This window comes from Adhaeribacter rhizoryzae, assembly GCF_008629685.1.
Lineage (GTDB): Bacteria > Bacteroidota > Bacteroidia > Cytophagales > Hymenobacteraceae > Adhaeribacter > Adhaeribacter rhizoryzae.
In genome coordinates this window covers 38771-58524 of sequence record NZ_VWSF01000005.1, presented here as the reverse complement: position 1 = coordinate 58524, position 19754 = coordinate 38771, and the positions used below count along the sequence as shown (strand labels likewise).

The window sequence follows — 19754 nt, the reverse complement described above, 5'->3', positions numbered from 1 at the left end:
AAACCTAATTCGCTTTAAATAAAAACACCCGCTAAATATTATATTTAGCGGGTGTTTTTATTTATGATATTCTCAAAAAACGAGATTAAAAATTTAAGCTCTTACTTCTTTTCCGGCTAAAACAGTGGTTAAGGTTGCCGGATTTAAATATTGTTGGGCAAGTTCGATTAAACGTTCGGCGCTAACCTCCGAAATTCTTTGCAGGTAATCGGAGTAATAGGTAACCGGCAGGTTATGCAGAATTAACGATTTGTACTTATCTACCTGATCAAAAATATTATTGGTGTCGTTGATGAATTTGCCAATGGTATAGTTCCGGACCGCATCCAGTTCTTCATCCGGCACCAAATCGTTCTGCAGCAAATTTATTTCTTTTAAAATTTCTTCTACTGTCCGGCCGGAGTTCTCATAATTTACATCGGTGCCAATGTAAAACAAAGTGGCGTTTTCTTTAGCCGAAACCGTCGAGAAAATGCCGTACGTAAAACCTTTATCTTCCCGAATATTTTTCATGAGCCGGGAGCCAAAGTAGCCGCCTAATATTTTATTCAGCAATAACAATTCTGAAAAATCGGCTTCGTGCATCAAAGGCCAGATGCTGCCCATCCGGACGGTAGTCTGAATTTGATCCAGTCTTTCTAAATAATGCGCCTGGGGTTTATAGCTTAAAGAATGGTTAACAACTGGCACCAAGAGGTTATTTAGCGCAATTTGGTTAAACATAGCCACTAAACCGGCGGTAGCTTCGGGTTCAACTGCGCCGGAAAAGAATATTTCGGTGCCCGCCAGCGAAAAATTGGTCTGAAAAAAATGCTGCACCTGATCCAACGAAACATTTTCAATTACGGCTTCGTCCAGACCGGCCACGTACGGATGGCTGCCCCCAAAAATACTTTCGGTTAACAATTTAGTAGCCAGGTAAGTATTTTTTTGCTTTTCGATGGAAATATTCTGCAGCGTTCTTTTCTTTAAAAGCAGAAATTCATTTTCCGGAAAAGTGGGCTGTGTAATAACATCCTGCAACAAAGGCAATAAATTTAACAGGTGTTTTGCCAGGCAATAAAGCGTAAGTGTTGCCCTGTCAAAGCCGTGGTTACACTCCAAGGAAGCCCCGTAATAAGCAATCATATCGGCAATTTGCTTGGCCGTGTAGTTACGGGTGCCCTCTAAAAGCAACTTAGATGTAAAATAAGAAACACCCGGTGATTGTTCGTACCATTTGCCGGCTTTAAAAACAATTTCGAGTTTTAAAACCGGCTGGTTGTAATTATATAAACAATGCAGCCTTGCCCCATTGGGCAAGGCTGTAATATCGGCAACCGGTAACTGTATAGATGATATTTTTTGTATAGCAGGGGCTACGGTTCTGTCCAGCATAGTTAGTTTTAAATCCCAGAATTATTCTTCTTCTTTGTCGATGTTTAATACCAGGGTAAAACGCAGGGTATTAGCTAATGGGTTGTTACGCGAATTAGGTACCAGGTAAGCTACGTCGATGCCAAATTTCTGGTAACGCATACCTAAACCCATACTCAGGTAATGACGGTCGCCTTTGTTGGGGCTCTCGTAAAAATAGCCGGCACGGGCCGCAAAAACATCGTTATACCAATATTCTAATCCGGTAGAAAGGCTTATTTCCTGCATTTCTTCGCTAAAGCCGTTACGGGCATCGCCGAAAGAACTAAAAATAGCCCGCGGTACACTAATATTTCCGGTGTTAGTAGAGTCCGGTGAAGGCACCAGTAATTTATTGCCATCGATGGCCAAAGTAATTTTATTGTAAGGGTCCAGGTTCATGGTAAAAGCCGTACCCAGGCGTAAATTGGTGGGTAAAAAATCTTTCTGGTCGGCGTTGGTGTAAGCTATTTTGGCCCCAATGTTCGAAATATTACCGCCAAACGATAAATTGTAATCGCGCGCGCCAATGGTCAGGTCGTTGGTATAGTAAACGCCAATATCTACGGCCGCCGAGTTGCCGGGCCGGGAATCGCTAATACCCGCCGATAAGTTGGAATGAATAAAACGGGCCCCCACGCCAACACTTAAATTATTGCTTAACTGCTGACCATAAGCCAAGTCAAAAGTATATTCTTTGGGGTTATGAATATTTAAGGGGTTTCCTAAATCATCGGTAAACTGAATATCGCCTAAATCGAAATAAAGCATGGAGGCCGAAAAAGCGCCCCGCTGGCTTACCCGCTTGTACCCCGACAAATAAGTAAGCGACATATCGTTAATAATATTGCGCAACCACGGCGAATACGACAGGCCTACACTCATGTCGTTTGTAACAAAACCAAGTTTTGCCGGATTCCAGTGAGCGGTATTCGCATCGGGGCTAATGGCTACACCGGCATCGCCCATACCTGCCGAACGGGCATCGGGCGAAACGGTTAAAATAGGTACCGCAGTAGTTATAGTCGTAACATCAGAGCCCGTAGCGCTTTGATTTTGTGCCACAGCACCCGTAAAAATTAATGATAAAAAAACTAAAAATGGCAGGCTTTTTTTAATGCCGGAGTTGTATTTCATAGAATATTACTTTTCTGGGGTAAATATAACTATATTAATTTAATATCATCAATTTTTTCGCCTGTTCGGTCCAAATTCCTTTTGTTAAGGACCTAATTTTAACTTTATATAGATAAACACCATTTACCAGCTTATTACCGGCATCGTCTTTCCCATTCCAGGTAATATCGGCAATACGGTTTTTGCTTTTATCCCGTTTCTCCCGAATGGTTTTCACCAATTGCCCCATCAGGTTAAAAACCTGAATTTGAATTTCTACTTCATCGCCCGCCTGGTTATGGTTTATGCCAAAGGTAGTTTGGTTAGCAAACGGATTCGGATAATTCTGAATATTTTCGATTACAAAATTCTGGTTCCCGGCAACAACAAAGGGTAAACGTGCTTCCGACGAATTATTATATATATCCCACGCTTTTATCTTTAATTCGTGCGGACCCGGCGCTAAATTAGGTAATAAATAATTAATACGGCCAGCTTTAAAATTATCCTTTTCGGTGGTATAGAATTCGTTCAGGATAATGGCTTGGGCATTATTGTTATCCAGGGTTAGGGTAATTTCGTGGCCAATGCCGGTTGTGGTGGTATTGATGCCGCTTTCGTCGGAAAGTTTAACCAGCAATTGGGGCGTATTACTGGTTAAGCCGCCGGCTACAAAAGATTCATCATCGAGGTAAAGCTTAATGGTGGGCGGCGTAGTATCTGCGGCCGGATTGGGATGAGAACCGCCTACCGCCACCGTGGTGTTGGCACCCAGCGCATCCGTAACATTATTAAAAGCATACAAACTTATTTTGCCTTTACCAATTGGGTAGGCAATATCTTTGGGTATTTTAAAATTTACCGTAAATACACCGTTTTTTACGGTAGCCAAACCATTATATAAAATATTCTCCTGCACCGCCACTGCCTGAATATTGCCGGCACCCGGCGTGCCTTCGTCGCCGAAGGTTTTAAGCACAGCGGGCTTATCAAAAATTTTAATGCTAACCTGGCCGTTAAAGCTAGTTATTAAATTTTCGTCCGCATCGGTAATAGCCCCACTAATAATTACATCCGAAAGGGCTTTTAAGGTATCGGTTATGCCGGTGCTTACAGGTTTTTTATTAATTTGGGTAATAATGGCTTTTAAAGCGGGGTAAGCTAACTTTTGGCTGGGATCGCCGAGCAAAGTAAAATTGCGATTGTTTATCTGGTTCTGGCTTTTATTTTTGGTAATGCGGTAAAGGTCGCCGAGGCGGGGCATCCGGCCGTTAATAGGCGTAAATAAATTCTCGAAAAAATGCCGGTTTAACAGGCGATTATCTCTGGCGTATACCGGCCGGGTGGTTGATAGCAAACCCATCGCGCCGCCCTGGTTGTTTAGCAAAGCTACTTCGGCACCCGAACTGCGCCGGGGATCGTCGTAGCGGCCAAACTCGCAGGTAGCCGTAAGCATAAAAGTAAGCTGGTCGTAATTTTTCCAGTTTTGCAGTTGCGGCATGGTTAATATTTGCTCGTGGGCCAAACTAATTTCGTTGCCGTGCCCGGTATAATTCAGCAACAGCGTGCCTTTTTCTATAGTTTTATCTAAAGTGGTGTTAGTTTCGGGCGAACGTTGGCCGTTGGGTACGGTGGTTTGTTTAAATAAATCGAGGTAAACTTTTTTGGCGTGGTAAGCGGGTTGGTTTTCTTCGAGGTAGTTAGCCAGGTTTTCGGCATCGCGCAAGTGTTCGGCCCCATCTCCGTCATCGGCTAAAAAAGTAATTTGGTTGCGCCAGTTTCCGAAACCCGCGGGGCTGTCGTAATGAATTAATTTATTTACCAAAGTTTGCGCTTCGGTTAAGGTTTTTGCGGGCAAGCGGCCAATGCCAATATCTATTAGTTCGGAGGTGTTAAAATTTTCTTCCAGCCACAAACCTTCGTGCGGGTCCAGGAGGCCAAAATAATCTTCGGAAGAATAACTGCGCAGCGGGTTCAGGGATTGGCGCGATTCGTAAACCGGGACAAAATTAGTATTAAAGGGCGTGCGGGTTTGAGCCTGGCCCGGCGGTGATTTATAATCGTAAGAAGCATCGCCGAATAAAAGCAAATAAATTACTTCGCCGGCCGGTTTTTTACTGCGGTTGTACAGCATTTTCATAAAATCCCGAATGGCGGTTACATCGGTTGCCCCCGAAGAAAATTCGTTATAAACCTGATTTACCGTTACTACTGCTACGTTTAAATTATCGCGGGTGCGGCGGTGATTGGCCAGTTTTTCGGCGGCGGCTACAAAAGCTGGATGCGTTAGAATAACTAGGTCGAGGGTACCGGTTACGTTTAAAGCGTGTAAATTTTGGTTCGCTACTTTGCCGGCTAAAGCTGGTTTAGGAAAATCGCTGCCCCTAAAAGAGATAAATTCCCGTAATGTATCGGTTTTTACGTTGAAAGTGGCGGTATTATTTTGCTTTTGCAAAACCATAACCTGCGGATTAGTAGCTTGCGTAACATCCCAAATAATGGTTTCGGGGGTAATATTTTCTATTTTAAAAGTAGATACGGCACTGGGCAGAATATTTTGCAGGGAGCGGAATGCTATTTGATTTCCTGAGAATTTCAGGTAACGCTCTGAAGTAACTTCCAGGTAATTTAAATAACCGATAGCATCGGTTACGCCTTTGTTGTTGAAAGCTATATTTAGCGTGAGTTCGGCACCACTCTGCAGGCTATTGCTGTTCAGGGTAAAATGCGTAAGGTTATCTTCACCAACCGGGTGATAATTATGCGTACCCTGCCCGTTAATAGACTGGTTGCCTACGGCAATATTATTGGCTTTCAAAACAAACTCACTCCCCGCCCGGGAACTACCCATTACCGCCGATGTAATTTGGATGGGGCTGCCGGGTACTAAGTTAGTAATCGGAAATGTAAAATTGCGCGTGGGCGTAAAGGCTGTAAAATCTTCGCCGTACCACTCCCGGCCCGATTGCAACGGACTAATTAAATCTTTTTCGTAAAACTGATGCTCCAGGTAGGTATCGATGGTAACGGTAGAATTGGTTACGGCTGTTTGTTCCGATACGCGCCGGCCGGGCGTAGTTCCTACGGTAATAAAATAATAAGCGGTATCGGCATAAATATTAAACGCATGCCGAAAGCGTTTGCTGTTGGGGTCGTAAGTCCAGCGGTGCGGGCCTTGGCCGTAGAAAAGAATATAATCGTTCGCGTCAAATTTGCCATCGGCTTCGCCCGACACCAAAATAGCATTTTCTACCAGGTCGTCCGGGCGGGGCGTGCTGTTTAATTGGGGCAGCATACCGCCACCGTTGCCGTAAACTTTAATATTTTTTGGATTAATGGCATCGGCTGCTATGCCAGCGGCTTGCAATAAATTTCTATCAATTTTGTAAATGCCCGTGCTGGTAATACCCAGTTTAAACCATTGGCCATTATTTAAAACTGAAGTTTCTTTTGGCAGCGTAGTTTGCGCGTAGTTTACCCCTGTCAGCAGTAAGCTTAAGATAAGAATCAGGCCGCCGGTAAACTTCTTGAGCATACAGCAATATACAAAAAAAACCTTGCTACTTATTCAGTTACAAGGTTTTGAGCTTATAGGTAAGTCTTAAATAATATTTTACTAGGCAGGAGTGAGTTCAAAAGTGTAAGATTCCATAATTAAGTTAGCCAATAGTTTTTTGCAGGCTTGCTCTACTTTTTCCTGGGCCGCTTGTTCATTTTCAGCTTCCAGATTCAGGCGTATGTGCTTGCCAATCCGCACATCGGCTACCTGGTTTAACCCCAGGTGTTCCAGGCCCAGCATCACGGCTTTCCCTTGGGGGTCTAATAATTCGGGGCGCGGCATAATATCAATTTCGGCGGTAAATTTCATAATTATAGGTATCTATATATTTTGTTTCGGTTGCGCAAAAAACGATAAAAGTACATACAGTACAATTATTACGGGTACGGCGGCAAATTTAAGGAGAAACAATAAGGGAATTGCAATTAATAGAAAAATAAAGCGCGTAGCATTATCTTTCCAGGCCAGGTTTTTAAATTTTAAGGCAAACAACGGAATCTCGGCTACTAATAAATAACTGAGGAATAGTGTTAAACCTAATAATATATATTGGTTCATGAAATATTGACTCAAATTATATTGGTCGGAGGCTAATATTAAAGGCAGCGAGGCCACAAACAAAGTATTGGCCGGCGTTGGTAAGCCAATAAATAAAGTAGTTTGCCGGGTATCGATGTTAAATTTTGCGAGGCGCAAAGCCGAAAATATGATGATAATAAATGCTAGGAAAGGAAACAGTTCGGCTTCGTACAAAGAGGTGTTAGGATTGGCCATGGCGCTTTTGCGCATCAACTGAAACATAATGACGCCCGGCAGCACGCCAAACGATACCATATCGGCCAAAGAATCGAGTTGTTTACCTATTTCGGAATAAGCGTGCAGCAGCCGGGCTATCATGCCATCTAAAAAATCGAAAACGGCGGCAATACCCACCAGGTAAGCTGCGAATTCCAGGTTACCCTGAAACGCAATATATACCGCCACGCAACCAGTAAATAAATTAAGGCAGGTAATAAAATTAGGAATATGTTTCTTCATAGTTTTTGGTAGCTACCGCACAGAAATCACCTAATTAGGCTAGCGCAAAAAAGGATTGTATTTTTTTTCTGCGCCAATGGTAGTGCTGGGGCCATGACCCGGATATACGGTAACTTCGTCGGGCAAGGTAAATAATTTGGTGCGAATACTCTGGAGTAAAGTTTGGTGATTGCCGCCGGGTAAATCGGTGCGGCCAATGCTGCGCTGAAACAAAACATCGCCGCCAATACAGGTTTTAGTTGGTTCGTGGTAAAAAACTACGTGCCCCGGCGCATGTCCCGGCGTAAAAAATACGTTTAACTCGGTGTTGCCAAATCTGATAATATCGCTTTCGTTTATAAAACCAGTAGGTGTAGCGGGGTTATATTGCGGAAAACCGTAAGATGGGGCATAAACCGGCACGGCTTGCAAGGTAGCTAAATCGGCCTGGTGAATCAGGAACGGTACTTTATAGGTATCAATAATAAATTGGTTGCCAAAAACATGATCGATGTGGCAGTGGGTATTCAGCAATTGCACCACTTTTAATTTATTATCCCGGATAAAGTCCGTTAACTCGGCCTGTTCATTTTTCTCGTAACAACCTGGATCTACAATTACGCACTCCCGGGTTTCGTCGTGCAGCACGTAAGTATTTTCTTCGAAAGGGTTAAAGGTAAAACCACTTATCGTCATAAGCTGTAGGTAAATAAGGTTTAGGAATAAGAATATCCTATTGTACGTTACAAATTTAGAATATAGTTCTGTTAAATTGCCCGAATGATTTACGATTTTATCCTGGTAGGCCACGGACTGGCGGGCAGTATTCTGGCTCAAACCCTGGTAGCGCATAATTTTACGGTATTGGTAATCGACGAACCCAAAGCTAATTCGGCTTCTAATGTGGCAGCGGGTTTAATGAACCCCCTGGCGGGTAAGCGCTTTGCCAAATCGTGGTTGGCCGATGTGCTGGTACCCTTTGCTACAAATTTTTACCAAGCCTTAGAACAAGACCGGCAAATAAAATTATTTCACGCCAAACCTATACTTAAATTATTTTCATCGGTAGAAGAGCAAAATAACTGGATGGGCAAAAGCGCCGGCCAACCGTACGGCGATTTTATTAAAGCCGTTTATACTTCCCTACCCTCTTCCAAAATTATTAAACAAGAGCAAGGCGGCATTCTAATCGACAAAGGCGGCTACGTGCACGTGTCTTTGTTACTAGAAAATCTCCAGCAAATCAGAATTGAACAAAAAGAGTTGGTAACCGATCGGTTTGATTTTAATTATTTAACCTTAACCGATAGTGGCGTGCAGTATAAAGAATGGCAAGCCCAGAATATTATTTTTTGCGAAGGATTTCAGGCTGCCTTAAACCCTTATTTTAGCTGGCTGCCTTTCTCGTTAAACAAAGGCGAAGTACTTATTATTAAAACCACCGAACAACTTGCCACCGAACAGGTTTACAACAAAGGAGTTTATGTGGTACCGCAACCAGATGGGGCATTTAAAGTGGGCGCTACCTACAACTGGCGTACCGTAGATGAAATGCCTACGGAGGCTGGCAAAGAAGAACTTTTTAATAAAATAAAGGATATACTAAAAGTGCCATTTACCGTAGTGGATCATAAAGCGGGTATCAGACCGGCTGTGCGCGACCGACGGCCCTTAATTGGTATTCATCCTAAGCACGAAAGAATAAAAATATTTAACGGCATGGGTTCGAAGGGCGTGATGATGGCACCTTACCTGGCCCACCATTTTGTACAGGTTTTAAAAGGAGCCGAAGAATTGCTTCCGGAAATAAATATTTTAAGGTATATTACGTTGTATAGAGAGCATTATTAACGCAACAATGGTAAAGTTTTACAAGTCTCTTCTGGCTGTACCGGTTATTGCTGCTACCCTGCTGTTTTTAGGGGGCCATAACCCCGTACAAGCGCAGGTCGCGCCCGAAACTTTCGGCATGAACCGCATTCAGTATAAGCAATTTAAATGGCAATATTTAAGTACGCAAAATTTTAATGTGTACTACTACGGCAGCGGCCGCGAAAACGCCCGCCTTACCGCCGAATACGCCGAGAAAGAATTAAAACGGATTACCAGCCTCATTGGCTATTTTCCGTATTCCAAAACCACCCTTATTTTGTATGCTTCGGTGGCCGATTTGCGCCAAAGTAATATTGGCCTGAACGACGACCAATTCCAAACCGGCGGCGAAACCCTTTTTCTGAAAAATAAAATAGAGCTGGCTTTTGAAGGTTCGCAAACCGAATTTAAGAAAACCTTAAGCCTGAATGTAGCCCAATTGTTGCTGCACGATATGATGTACGGCGGCAGTTTAAAAGAAGTGTTGCAAAGCAGTTATATGCTGCGCCTGCCCGAATGGTTTCTGAACGGTGGCGCTTCTTACATTGCCGAAGGCTGGAACGTGGAAATGGATAACTACATGCGCGACATGGTTATTAAAAACGTAAACAAAAAGCCCGATGTATTATTTGTGCGTAACCAGCGGCTGGCCGGGCAATCGGTCTGGAATTATATTTCGGAGCGCTACGGCTATACCTCTATTCAGAATATTTTAAACTTAACGCGCATTACCCGCGACATTGAAGTGGGCATTGCCAGCAGCCTGAACGTGCCTTACAAAAAGTTTATGCGCGACTGGCAAAAATATTATACCCAAATGAACCCGTATCCGGGTACGCAACTTACCTCCTTAGACCGGAAAAATTTATTAACCACCCGCAACCGCCGGAACGAAATATTTAGCCAGCCTACGTTTAGCCCCAATGGCAGCAAGTTAGCTTTTGTGCAAAACGACCGCGGCCGGTACGAGATTAAGGTAATAGATGTAAACCGCAAAAGAACCTTTAAAGTACGGAAAGGCGGGCACAGAACCCCCGACCAGAAAGTAGATTTTAAAGCCCCTTTACTCACCTGGAAATCGGATAGGCAACTAAATATTGTGGAAGTGAAACGGGCGCAACCCGTGGTAAATACCCATTATTTCGACCGGAAAAATCATGCCTTTTTTAATAATTTAAAAGAATCGGTGTTTGGCGGTAAAACCCGGAGTATTTTAGCGCAGTTTACCCAAATCCTGAATATTGAATATTCCGAAGATGGCCGCCAAATGATTATGACGGCGGTTAAAAACGGCCAAAGCGATATTTTTCTTTTTAGTGGCAACAGCCGGCAAGCCCAGCAACTCACCAACGATATTTACGACGACAAAAATGCCAGCTTCCTGAAAGGCCGGAACGCCATTGTTTTTAGCTCTAACCGTTGGCAAGATACCCTGGGCACAGAAAAGCCTGCCCTCGACAAAATTGTTGATAATTTTGATTTGTATTTACTGGACCTCGACCGGAACGGTGCCCGGCCGAAACAACTGGTTTCTTCTATTTCTAACGAGTTAGCGCCTGTAGCCGAAGACAACGAGAATATTCTTTACTTAAGCGAGCAAACCGGTATCCGCAGCTTGCACCGGTATAATTTAACTACCGGCGAGCGGCAACGGGTAAGCAATTTTGTGCAGAATATTAAAATGTTCGATTACGATCCGGTAGCTAAAAAGCTGGCTTTTATTGCCGCTGACCGCAACAAAGAATACGTTTATTATTTCCCGAACTACGCTTTAAACGCCGTTGCTGCTGATTTTAAAACCGTACGGCAAAAAACCTTAGAAGACCGAACCTTACGGCCCAACCGGCCGGCAACTACGCCGCAGAATAAAGCACCGGAACCAACCACGCCAACTCCTGACTCAACCGCGCAAACGCCCGAAACCATAACCAAACAAGGCGAAACCACGCAGGATAAAACCGTTAACCCCGAAAATTACCAGTTCGATACCGAGCCTAAACAGCCTGTTGCCACCACGCCGCAAAAGCCAATTGTGGCTAGGCCGGCCGCACCTGGCCCCGAATCGGTACCCATAGCGGGCCCTTTAAAATACGATTTACGGTTCAGCATCAACAATGTGGTGTCTTCGGTTTACCAGGATGCGCTCATGGGGTTTGGTTTAATTGCCGAAGTAGGCATGTCAGATATGTTTGAAGACCACCGCATTAACGGCGGCGCTTTTATTGTGACAGATTTGCGCACCAGTAATTTTTACGCCGAATACACCAACTTTAAGAAGCGCTACGATTGGCGGATATCTTACTTGAAACAAACAATTTTTCAGAACTTTACGACTAATTCGTTGCGGTACAGCCGCCAGGAATTTACCCCATCTATCAGCTATCCGCTAACCCATACTATTAGCGTGCGGGCTTTACCTAAAATATTGCATACCCGTTACAGCATTACTAATTTCTTATCGGAGCCCGATAGTGTAGATATGTTTGCGAGTTTAGGCGGCGAATTTGTTTTTGATAACTCTATTTCAACGGGCATAAATATGATGGAAGGTACCCGCATGAAAGTAGGCATTACCTCCTTTAAAGAGCTGAATGAGAAAACCAAAAACTTTAACCGCATTTACGTTGACCTGCGCCACTACCAGAAAATACACCGGCAAATAATCTGGGCCAACCGGGTTAGCTACGGTCAATACGCTGGGAACGCACCCAAACGGTATTTATTGGGCGGGGTAGATAACTGGCTCTTTAACGAAGAAGACGAGGATACGCAATCAGCCGACCGGATTTTTCACGGACAATCGCCGGCCGATTTGTTTTACCAGCAATTTGCCACCCCTATGCGCGGCTTTGATTACAATGCCCGTCGCGGCAATAAATTATTGTTATTTAACTCCGAACTGCGGATGCCCATTGTGCAATATTTATTCCAGAACTCTACCTTGGGCTCAGGCTTCTTCCGGAATTTACAGTTAACGGCTTTCAGCGATGTGGGTACGGCTTACAACGGCAGCAATCCGTTTAGCCGGCGCAATTCCTTTAACACCCAGGTACTGGGTGGCCGGAGCGGCGATGCGACCAATACCAATCCATTTCAGGCTATTGTTATTAACTACCGCAACCCATTCTTGTTTGGCTACGGCGTAGGCGCCCGCACTACCCTGCTGGGCATGTACGGCAAAGTTGATGTAGCCTGGGGCGAAGAAAACTTTGAGCGCAACGGCCCTAAAATATATGTATCGTTGGGTTATGATTTTTAATTCTAAAGAAACTGCAACAAAAAAGGTCACCCAAATGGGTGACCTTTTTTGTTGTTCAAATTAGCTGGATTTGCTTATAATTCTAAATATTTCATATCTGGAACTTGCTTTAAAACCAACCAGAAAATATTAATAAGCCCTTACTTCTTTCCGTTCCATAAAGTTCATGAAGGCGCGGTTTACCACTTTGTTGCCGCCCGGCGTTGGGTAATTGCCGGTAAAATACCAGTCGCCGGTATGGTTGGGGCAAGCTTTGTGCAGGTTATCGATGGTTTGGTAAATAACTTCTACCTCGGCATTTACTTCCGGCGCTTTTACAATTTCGCTTATCTTGGCTGAAATCTGCTCCGGCGTAAATAAATCGAATAATTCTTTTACAAAGTTGGTACGCTTAAATATGTCGCGGTCGGCATTGGCCCGGCACTTATCATAAACTTCATCTAGTTTATAATCCCAGCCGTTATCTTCCAGCAAATGCAGCATGGCCCGGAAAGCTACAAATTCTTTCAACCTAGACATATCAATACCATAGCAATCGGGATAGCGGATTTGCGGGGCACAGGAAACCACAATAATTTTCTTCGGTTCCAGGCGGTCGAGCATCCGGATAATGCTTTTCTCCAGGGTAGTGCCGCGGACAATAGAATCATCTATCATCACAATGGTATCTACGCCTTTTTTAATTACCTCGTACGTGGTATCATATACGTGCGCCACCAGGTCATCGCGGTTATCATTATCGGTAATAAAGGTGCGCATCTTTGCATCTTTAATTACCAGTTTTTCGGCCCGGGGCTTTAAAGCCAATATGCGTTCCAGTTCTTCTTCCGATTCTATTCCGGCCTGAATGGCTTCACGCCGGTATTCGCGGAGATGGTCTTCAATACCTTTCATTAAACCTAACCAAGCGGTTTCGGCGGTATTGGGAATATAAGAGAAAATGGTATTTTTTAAGTCGTAATCAACGGCTTTCAGAATTTGGTCGCAGAGGAGGCGGCCCATGTTTTTCCGCTCGTTGTATATTTCGGGATCATTGCCGCGCGAGAAATAAATGCGTTCGAAACTGCAGGATGTTTTCTCGGCTTCGGGTAATATTTCGAGTTCGCGCGAACCGCCGTTTTTATTAATAATCAGCGCGTGGCCCGGCGTAATTTCTTTAATCTGGTCGTACTCTACACCAAAAGCAGTTTTAATGGCCGGCTTCTCAGAAGCTACTACCACCACTTCTTCATCAATATAATAATAAGCTGGACGAATGCCGTGCGGGTCGCGGACCACGAAAGAAGCGCCGTAACCCGTTAATCCTACCATGGCATAACCACCGTCAAAATCTTTACAGGCGCGCCGCAGAACGCGTTGCAGATTCAGGTTATCTTCTATTAATTGGGTTATCTGAATGTTGGTGTAGTAAGATTTTTTGTAATGCTCAAATAAATCCTGATTTTCTTCGTCAAGGAAGTGACCTATTTTTTCGAGTACGGTTACCGTATCACTGGTGTGGCGCGGGTGCTGCCCGATTTCCATTAGCGCCTGAAATAATTCATCGGCGTTGGTCATGTTAAAGTTACCAGCTACCGCCAGGCTCCGGCTCCGCCAGTTATTTTCGCGCACAAACGGGTGGCAATTATCGATGCTGTTAATGCCGTGGGTGCCGTAGCGCAGATGGCCCAGGTATACATCACCCAGAAAAGGCATATTCCGCTGCAGCCAATCCAGGTCCTGCACTTGCTCCGGATATTTTTTTCTTAGTTTATTATAAGTATCGGATACTTGCCCGAAAATATCGTTAATAGCCCGGTTTTTAACCGATCGGTACCTTGAAATATATTCGGTGCCGGGCTGGGCATGAATTTTTATACTGGCTACCCCCGCACCGTCCTGGCCGCGGTTGTGTTGTTTCTCCATTAACAGGTACAGCTTGTTAATGCCGTACATGGCGGTGCCGTATTTTTCGGCGTAATACTGAATGGGCTTCCGGAGCCGGACCAAGGCAATGCCGCATTCATGTTTTATCTCATCACTCATAATATTATTTAGAATAAAGAACAACCTGCCGTATCAGTTCTGTCAGCCAAGCCGGCTGAAAGAAAAATAAAAGCAAGGGAAAAGAAATAAAGGCTAATACAATATCTTCTCTTCCCAGCACAACCTTTTTTTCCGGGTTTAAATTCCTTTTGAAAAACAAGAAGTAAGGAATCCGGATATAATAGAAAAAAGCTACCCCGGTAAGGAGCAAACCAACCAGTAAAAGGGTAAGTAAGAGTTGGTTACCAGTGGCACTATAGTTTTGCCAGATGTTGGTAAACAGCAATAATTTACTTGTAAATCCGGCCGTAGGTGGCAAACCGGTAAGGGAAATCAGAATAATAATGGCCAGCACGCCTAACAACGGATACGTTTTACCTTGTCCAGCCAAACCCTTGATGTCGAATATTTGCAGCCGCTCTTCAAAAACCTGCACGAGTAAGAATATGCCGAAGTTCATAAAGAGCAGCACCGAAAGGTAAAACAAAACAGCCTCGATGGAATTAGTTGCCAGCGCGGCCAAAGCGGCCAGTAAAAAACCGGCATGCGCCACCGAAGAGTAAGCCAGCAGGCGCCGGGCCCTGGATTGCCAGAGCGCAGTAAAATTGCCGATTACCAGGCTTAGTAAGGAAATACCCCCTACCAATAGCATTACGTCATCTTGCAGGGTAGTGGCTAAATTATTTTTTATTTGCAGTAAAAACCTGATAATCACCACAAACCCGGCAATTTTAGGAGCCGTAGCAAAAAAAGCGACAATGGGCGTGGGTGCGCCTTCGTACACATCGGGTGCCCAAAAATGAAAAGGGGCGGCCGCAATTTTAAACAGAAAACCGGCAAAGGTTAAGAGGAAAATAACGAGAAAAAAAGGACTATCTAAGCGGCTGAGATTAGCCCAGAAAGCAGTATCCAAAAAACTGAGCGACCCGCCAAAACCGTACAGGAAAGACATGCCATAAAGCATTACCCCAGACGCCAGGGTGCCGTACAAGATATATTTCAGGCCGGACTCCATGGCATCCTGCTGCCTTTTAATAGCCGTGGTTAACAAATACGAACCAATCGAAACCAGCTCCAACGCTACAAACAACATTAGCAGGTTCACCGATTTTGCCATTAAATTTAAGCCTGCCAGTAAAACCAGGATGTAGGCATAATATTCGCCGCGGCCGGAAAACTTTAGTTGCAACTGCTTGCTTAACACCGACAACACAATGGTGAGAATACCCGCTACCGAAAACAAAAGGCCGGCGTAAAGTGCCAGCCCATCGGTAATTAACAATCCGGAAAAAAATAGCTTCGCCTGCTTTGCCTGATTATTATTCAGAAAATAAATCTGGCTAATTAGGGAAATAAGGATACCCGATAAGGCCACCCAAGGCAAAGCAGCTTTAATTAATTTGGATTTAAATAAATCCAGAGCCACGATAAGCAGGAAAAATAACGCCAGCATTAACTCTGGCCCTAAAAAGGCAAAGCTGCCAAGAATTTCGGTTAAGGAAGTTATTAACGATTGCGCCGTAATATTCACGGGTGCAAAGTTACAATATTACTCTTAAATCCGAGCGACTTTATTATTACCGGTTTTGTAAAACCGACTGCAAAAAATAGTTGATATCGGGGCTAATTTTATTTAACAGCAACGATGGGAATAAGCCAAATATTAATACCAATATAGCCAGCGGCACCAGCATTAAATATTCCCGTTTAGTCAGGTCGGTCATTACGGGTTCTCCTTTTAATTCGGGATGTACCCAATGCTTGCCAAAAAACATGCGCTGCAAAGCCCACAAATAATAAGCAGCGCCTAACAACAAACCCCCGGTGGCCACAATAGCCAGCCAGCGAGGCAGCATACCCGAAACCGCCGACGAGGAGAAAGCGCCCAGTAATACCAGCAATTCAGCAATAAATCCGGAAAATCCCGGCAAACCTAACGAAGCAAAAAACGCGACCACCACCAAAGCCGTGAAAGCCGGCATTGAAAAAGCCAAACCCCGGAAATTATCAATCATGCGGCTGCCCGAGCGGTCGTAAATTACACCCGTAATAATAAAGAGCATGGCCGAAATTAACCCGTGGCTAAACATCTGGTACATGGCGCCGTTGGTACCCTCCGACGTAAGCGAAGCCAAACCCAGCAACACAAAACCCATGTGTGATACCGAAGAATAAGCAATCAGCTTTTTTAAATCGGCCATAGCCAGCGCACACATAGCGCCGTAAATAATAGAAAGTACGCCTACTAATCCCACAAAGTAAGCATAATAGGCCGCCGCTTCTGGAAAGACAGGGTACACAATCCGGAATAAACCGTAGCCCCCTACTTTCAACAGCAAACTCGCCAGCAGCACCGAAATAGGCGTAGGTGCTTCTACGTGCGCATCGGGTAGCCAGGTATGCACGGGCACCACGGGTAACTTAATGGCAAAACCAATAAATAACAATAAGAAAGCTAAATACCGCACCGGAATGTCCCACAATTGCTTCTCCGATAAAATATTTAAAATACTGCCCGGAATAAAATTAGCGGCTTGCTGCATATCCGGAATAGAAAAAGTATGAACTATGCTGGCACCAGTCAGGGTACCCGCGGCCACTTGCCGCTGCACCTCAGCCACAACTTCTGCCGAAACAACTTGGCCAGCCGGAGCCAAATTAGCTCTTACGGCGGTAGCAGCCGGATCAAACGCAGAGGTATACAAGCCAATCATCACAATCAGGATGAGCAAAGAACCGATCAGCGTGTAGATAAAAAATTTAATGGCGGCATATTCGCGGCGCGGACCTCCCCAGATACCAATCAGGAAATACATGGGCAGGAGCATGAACTCGAAAAACAAATAAAACAGGAAAAAATCGAGGGCCAGAAAACAGCCCATCACGCTGCCAACCAACAGCAAATACAGGGCAAAGTAGCCTTTTATGTTTTTCGAAATAGTCCAGGAAGAGATTATCCCAATTACGCTAATCAGCCCGGTTAACAATACCATACTCAGGCTGATACCATCTACCCCTACAAAATATTGAATTTGGAGCAGGCCCAGGCTTTGCAGGTTCAGGCTAATCCAGTTAAGTTGTTGCACAAACTGGTAACCTTGTACTGTGGCGGATGCATCGAAAGCAGAATATAACCAAACCGATAATATTAATTGCAGGCTGGTCGCCAGTAAGGCCACTAGCTTAATACCTTGCGTAAAATGTTTTGGTAAGCACAGGATAATGAGTACCGCCAGTAAAGGAATAAAAATAAGGCTGCTTAAAATATAATCCATTTCTCCAGTTGCGCACGCCGGAATTTAATCCGGTATTTAGAATGCAAGTATATATAAAAACAATAATATCAGGCCTAAAAGCGAAAAGATATAGTAAGATTGTACCTTTCCGTTTTGCATAAAACGCCCCAATCTTCCGATTAGACCGGCTACTTTAACCAACAGGTGCACCGTACCATCTACCAACCACCGATCTACCCAGCCAATTAGCTTAGCCAGCACTACCATTATTTTGGCAAAAGTATTCAGGCTATAATCAATAAAATTCTTATCGAAAGCAGCTGCTCCGCCCGAAAGCCGCATAAACGGATTAATAATTACTTTCTCGTAAAAAGCGTCTAGGTAAAAATGATAATACGCTAAGCGGCTAAACCCGGAAGTTGGAGCCGTAATGGTACTTAAACTGCCCGCCGTAACTGCTTTTTTATAACTAAGCCACCCCAACCAAATACCGACTACAGCCAATAAAACCGAAAGAATAGCCGTAACCAAAGAAATATAAGAAGCATCGTGTAAATACGTAGTTATGGCCGGCAACAAACCACCCGACAAGCCGGGCTGCCCGGTTAAAAGTTTTTGCCAGCTTACGCCTTGCATTACCCAGCTACCAGCATAGCTAAAAGGATTTAAAGAAAAGAAAAAGGCCAGCGATAAGACCGCTAAAATAGCAACTGGTACCAGCAACAGCCCGGAAGCTTCGGCCGTTTTGTTTTCCCGCAATAATTCCGGTTCCTTATATAATTTGCTTTCGCCGAAGAAAATATAAAAGCAATGTTTCGCCATGTAAAACCCGGTGAGCAGCACCGAACCAAAACCAAAAACCGGAATTAAATAATATAGCAGATTGCCGTTCTGGCTCATCAAGCCTGCCCAGGCCCAAGCCCCTGTCAGGATAGCATCTTTCGATAAAAAACCGGAAAACAAGGGCAAACCCACCAATGCGGCGGCGGCCGGAATATAGGCGTAAAACGTAAAGGGCAATATTTTGCGGAAGCCCCCCATGTTGCGAATATCCTGCACATCGGAGTGCTCATCCGAAAATTCGTGCGCCGCGTGGTGCATGGCATGAATAACAATACCCGCATTCAAAAATAAGGAAGCTTTAAAAAAGGCATGGGTTACCAGGTGCAGCAAAGAAGCATCGTGCGCCCCAACGCCCATGCCCATTACCATATAACCGAGTTGCGAAATAGTAGAAAATGCCAATATTTTTTTAATATCGTACTGCGCAGTAGCTGCCAATGCCCCGAGTAAAGCCGTTAATGCGCCAATTATGGCAATTACCAGTAAAGCATCTTCGGTGAAAAACGGGAAGCACCTTGACAATAAATATACCCCGGCGGCCACCATAGTAGCGGCATGAATGAGCGAAGAAACGGGTGTTGGGCCTTCCATGGCATCGGGCAACCAAACTTGCAACGGAAACTGGGCCGATTTACCCACACAACCGCAGAAAATACCTAATCCGGCTAAAGTGAGCAAAGTGTAACTTAAAGTAACTGAATCAGCCTGGCCGGTCAAAACCGGAAAAATAAATGTACCACCTTGGTTTACGCCGGTAGCAATAGCATTTTTTAATAGGGTTAAATCGAAAGTCTGCAAGTAAGTATAAAGCAGAAATATACCGAACAAAAAACCAATATCGCCCACCCGGTTAAACAGGAAAGCTTTTTTGCCGGCTAGCACGGCGGCATCTTTTTCGTACCAGAAACCAATGAGCAAGTACGACGAAAAACCCACCAATTCCCAAAATATAAACAGCAGCAGCAGATTATCCGACAAAACAATACCCAGCATACTAAAGGTAAAAATGCCCAAGTACCCGAAATAATGATGATAACGCCATTCGCCGTGCATGTAAATAACCGAAAACACCTGCACCAGCAGCGAGATAAACGTAACAATAACCAGCATCAGCACCGCCAAATTATCAAGGTATACGCCGGCAGTAAAGGAAATAATGCTGGTTTTGCCGGTCGCCAGTTGGAACCAGGACCAGCTTACGTGTACGGTTTTATTTTCCCAAACCTGAAAAAATAAATACAACGCTAAAAAGAAAGCTAAACCAGTAGTTGCAATAGCTAACCAATCGCCTTGCCGGGGTAATTTTTTACCGAATATTAATACCAGCCCGCCCGCAATAAGTGGCAACACCAAAACCAGCAACGCCCATAAGGCCAGGCTATTTTGTTCGGGTGTTAATAATGGAGCAGCTACTTGGTTCAAAATTATTTAA

Annotated in this window: 12 protein-coding genes; 2 read left to right on the top strand and 10 right to left on the bottom strand. The window is 44.3% G+C overall.

Going from position 1 to position 19754, the window contains the following annotated elements; translation table 11 throughout:
- Window positions 1–93: 93 nt before the first annotated feature.
- From F0145_RS08860 to F0145_RS08835, 6 genes are all read right to left on the bottom strand, one after another.
- The gene (locus tag F0145_RS08860; RefSeq protein ID WP_150088020.1) at window positions 94–1377 is read right to left on the bottom strand and encodes a M16 family metallopeptidase; all 1284 of its coding nucleotides are present in this window, start codon (window positions 1375–1377) and stop codon (window positions 94–96) included.
- A gap of 21 nt (window positions 1378–1398) precedes the next feature.
- A complete protein-coding gene (gene porV / locus F0145_RS08855) occupies window positions 1399–2532 on the bottom strand; it encodes a type IX secretion system outer membrane channel protein PorV (RefSeq protein ID WP_150088018.1) in 1134 nt (377 codons plus the stop codon).
- Between the two features lie 34 nt (window positions 2533–2566).
- A complete protein-coding gene (porU, locus tag F0145_RS08850) occupies window positions 2567–6046 on the bottom strand; it encodes a type IX secretion system sortase PorU (RefSeq protein ID WP_150088016.1) in 3480 nt (1159 codons plus the stop codon).
- A gap of 81 nt (window positions 6047–6127) precedes the next feature.
- The gene (gene purS, locus F0145_RS08845; protein WP_150088014.1) at window positions 6128–6379 is read right to left on the bottom strand and encodes a phosphoribosylformylglycinamidine synthase subunit PurS; all 252 of its coding nucleotides are present in this window, start codon (window positions 6377–6379) and stop codon (window positions 6128–6130) included.
- A gap of 12 nt (window positions 6380–6391) precedes the next feature.
- The gene (gene pssA, locus F0145_RS08840; protein WP_150088012.1) at window positions 6392–7108 is read right to left on the bottom strand and encodes a CDP-diacylglycerol--serine O-phosphatidyltransferase; all 717 of its coding nucleotides are present in this window, start codon (window positions 7106–7108) and stop codon (window positions 6392–6394) included.
- Between the two features lie 39 nt (window positions 7109–7147).
- On the bottom strand, window positions 7148–7783 hold the full coding sequence (locus F0145_RS08835) for an MBL fold metallo-hydrolase (RefSeq protein ID WP_150088010.1): 636 nt from the start codon (window positions 7781–7783) through the stop codon (window positions 7148–7150).
- Between the two features lie 84 nt (window positions 7784–7867).
- Here F0145_RS08835 and F0145_RS08830 point away from each other — a divergent pair, with 84 nt between their 5' ends.
- Complete coding sequence (locus tag F0145_RS08830; protein WP_150088008.1) at window positions 7868–8938, top strand: NAD(P)/FAD-dependent oxidoreductase; 1071 nt, start codon at window positions 7868–7870, stop codon at window positions 8936–8938.
- 7 nt (window positions 8939–8945) lie between these two features.
- Window positions 8946–12218, top strand: a complete 3273-nt coding sequence (locus F0145_RS08825; protein WP_150088007.1) for a PD40 domain-containing protein — start codon at window positions 8946–8948, stop codon at window positions 12216–12218.
- A gap of 129 nt (window positions 12219–12347) precedes the next feature.
- Here F0145_RS08825 and F0145_RS08820 read toward each other — a convergent pair whose 3' ends face one another.
- Genes F0145_RS08820 through F0145_RS08805 form a run of 4 tightly spaced genes read right to left on the bottom strand, consistent with a single transcriptional unit; the run spans window position 12348 to window position 19744 of the window.
- Window positions 12348–14243 carry an amidophosphoribosyltransferase gene (locus tag F0145_RS08820; protein WP_150088005.1) on the bottom strand — a complete coding sequence of 632 codons (1896 nt, stop codon included), beginning with the start codon at window positions 14241–14243 and terminating at the stop codon, window positions 12348–12350.
- A 4-nt stretch (window positions 14244–14247) separates the two neighbouring features.
- Window positions 14248–15774 (bottom strand): NADH-quinone oxidoreductase subunit N, encoded by a 1527-nt coding sequence (locus tag F0145_RS08815; protein ID WP_150088003.1) that lies wholly within the window; start codon window positions 15772–15774, stop codon window positions 14248–14250.
- A gap of 46 nt (window positions 15775–15820) precedes the next feature.
- Window positions 15821–17518: a complex I subunit 4 family protein gene (locus F0145_RS08810; RefSeq protein WP_150088001.1), complete on the bottom strand. Its 1698-nt coding sequence runs from the start codon at window positions 17516–17518 to the stop codon at window positions 15821–15823.
- 36 nt (window positions 17519–17554) lie between these two features.
- Window positions 17555–19744 carry an NADH-quinone oxidoreductase subunit 5 family protein gene (locus F0145_RS08805; protein ID WP_223815907.1) on the bottom strand — a complete coding sequence of 730 codons (2190 nt, stop codon included), beginning with the start codon at window positions 19742–19744 and terminating at the stop codon, window positions 17555–17557.
- Between the last annotated feature and the right edge of the window lie 10 nt (window positions 19745–19754).

What these genes read in the sequence shown, in the direction of transcription:
- porU (WP_150088016.1), bottom strand. Translation starts at nt 6,046, where the DNA reads ATGCTCAAGAAGTTTACCGGCGGCCTGATTCTTATCTTAAGCTTACTG.
- F0145_RS08825 (WP_150088007.1), top strand. Translation starts at nt 8,946, where the DNA reads ATGGTAAAGTTTTACAAGTCTCTTCTGGCTGTACCGGTTATTGCTGCT.
- purS (WP_150088014.1), bottom strand. Translation starts at nt 6,379, where the DNA reads ATGAAATTTACCGCCGAAATTGATATTATGCCGCGCCCCGAATTATTA.
- F0145_RS08830 (WP_150088008.1), top strand. Translation starts at nt 7,868, where the DNA reads ATGATTTACGATTTTATCCTGGTAGGCCACGGACTGGCGGGCAGTATT.
- F0145_RS08820 (WP_150088005.1), bottom strand. Translation starts at nt 14,243, where the DNA reads ATGAGTGATGAGATAAAACATGAATGCGGCATTGCCTTGGTCCGGCTC.
- porV (WP_150088018.1), bottom strand. Translation starts at nt 2,532, where the DNA reads ATGAAATACAACTCCGGCATTAAAAAAAGCCTGCCATTTTTAGTTTTT.
- F0145_RS08810 (WP_150088001.1), bottom strand. Translation starts at nt 17,518, where the DNA reads ATGGATTATATTTTAAGCAGCCTTATTTTTATTCCTTTACTGGCGGTA.
- F0145_RS08860 (WP_150088020.1), bottom strand. Translation starts at nt 1,377, where the DNA reads ATGCTGGACAGAACCGTAGCCCCTGCTATACAAAAAATATCATCTATA.
- F0145_RS08835 (WP_150088010.1), bottom strand. Translation starts at nt 7,783, where the DNA reads ATGACGATAAGTGGTTTTACCTTTAACCCTTTCGAAGAAAATACTTAC.
- pssA (WP_150088012.1), bottom strand. Translation starts at nt 7,108, where the DNA reads ATGAAGAAACATATTCCTAATTTTATTACCTGCCTTAATTTATTTACT.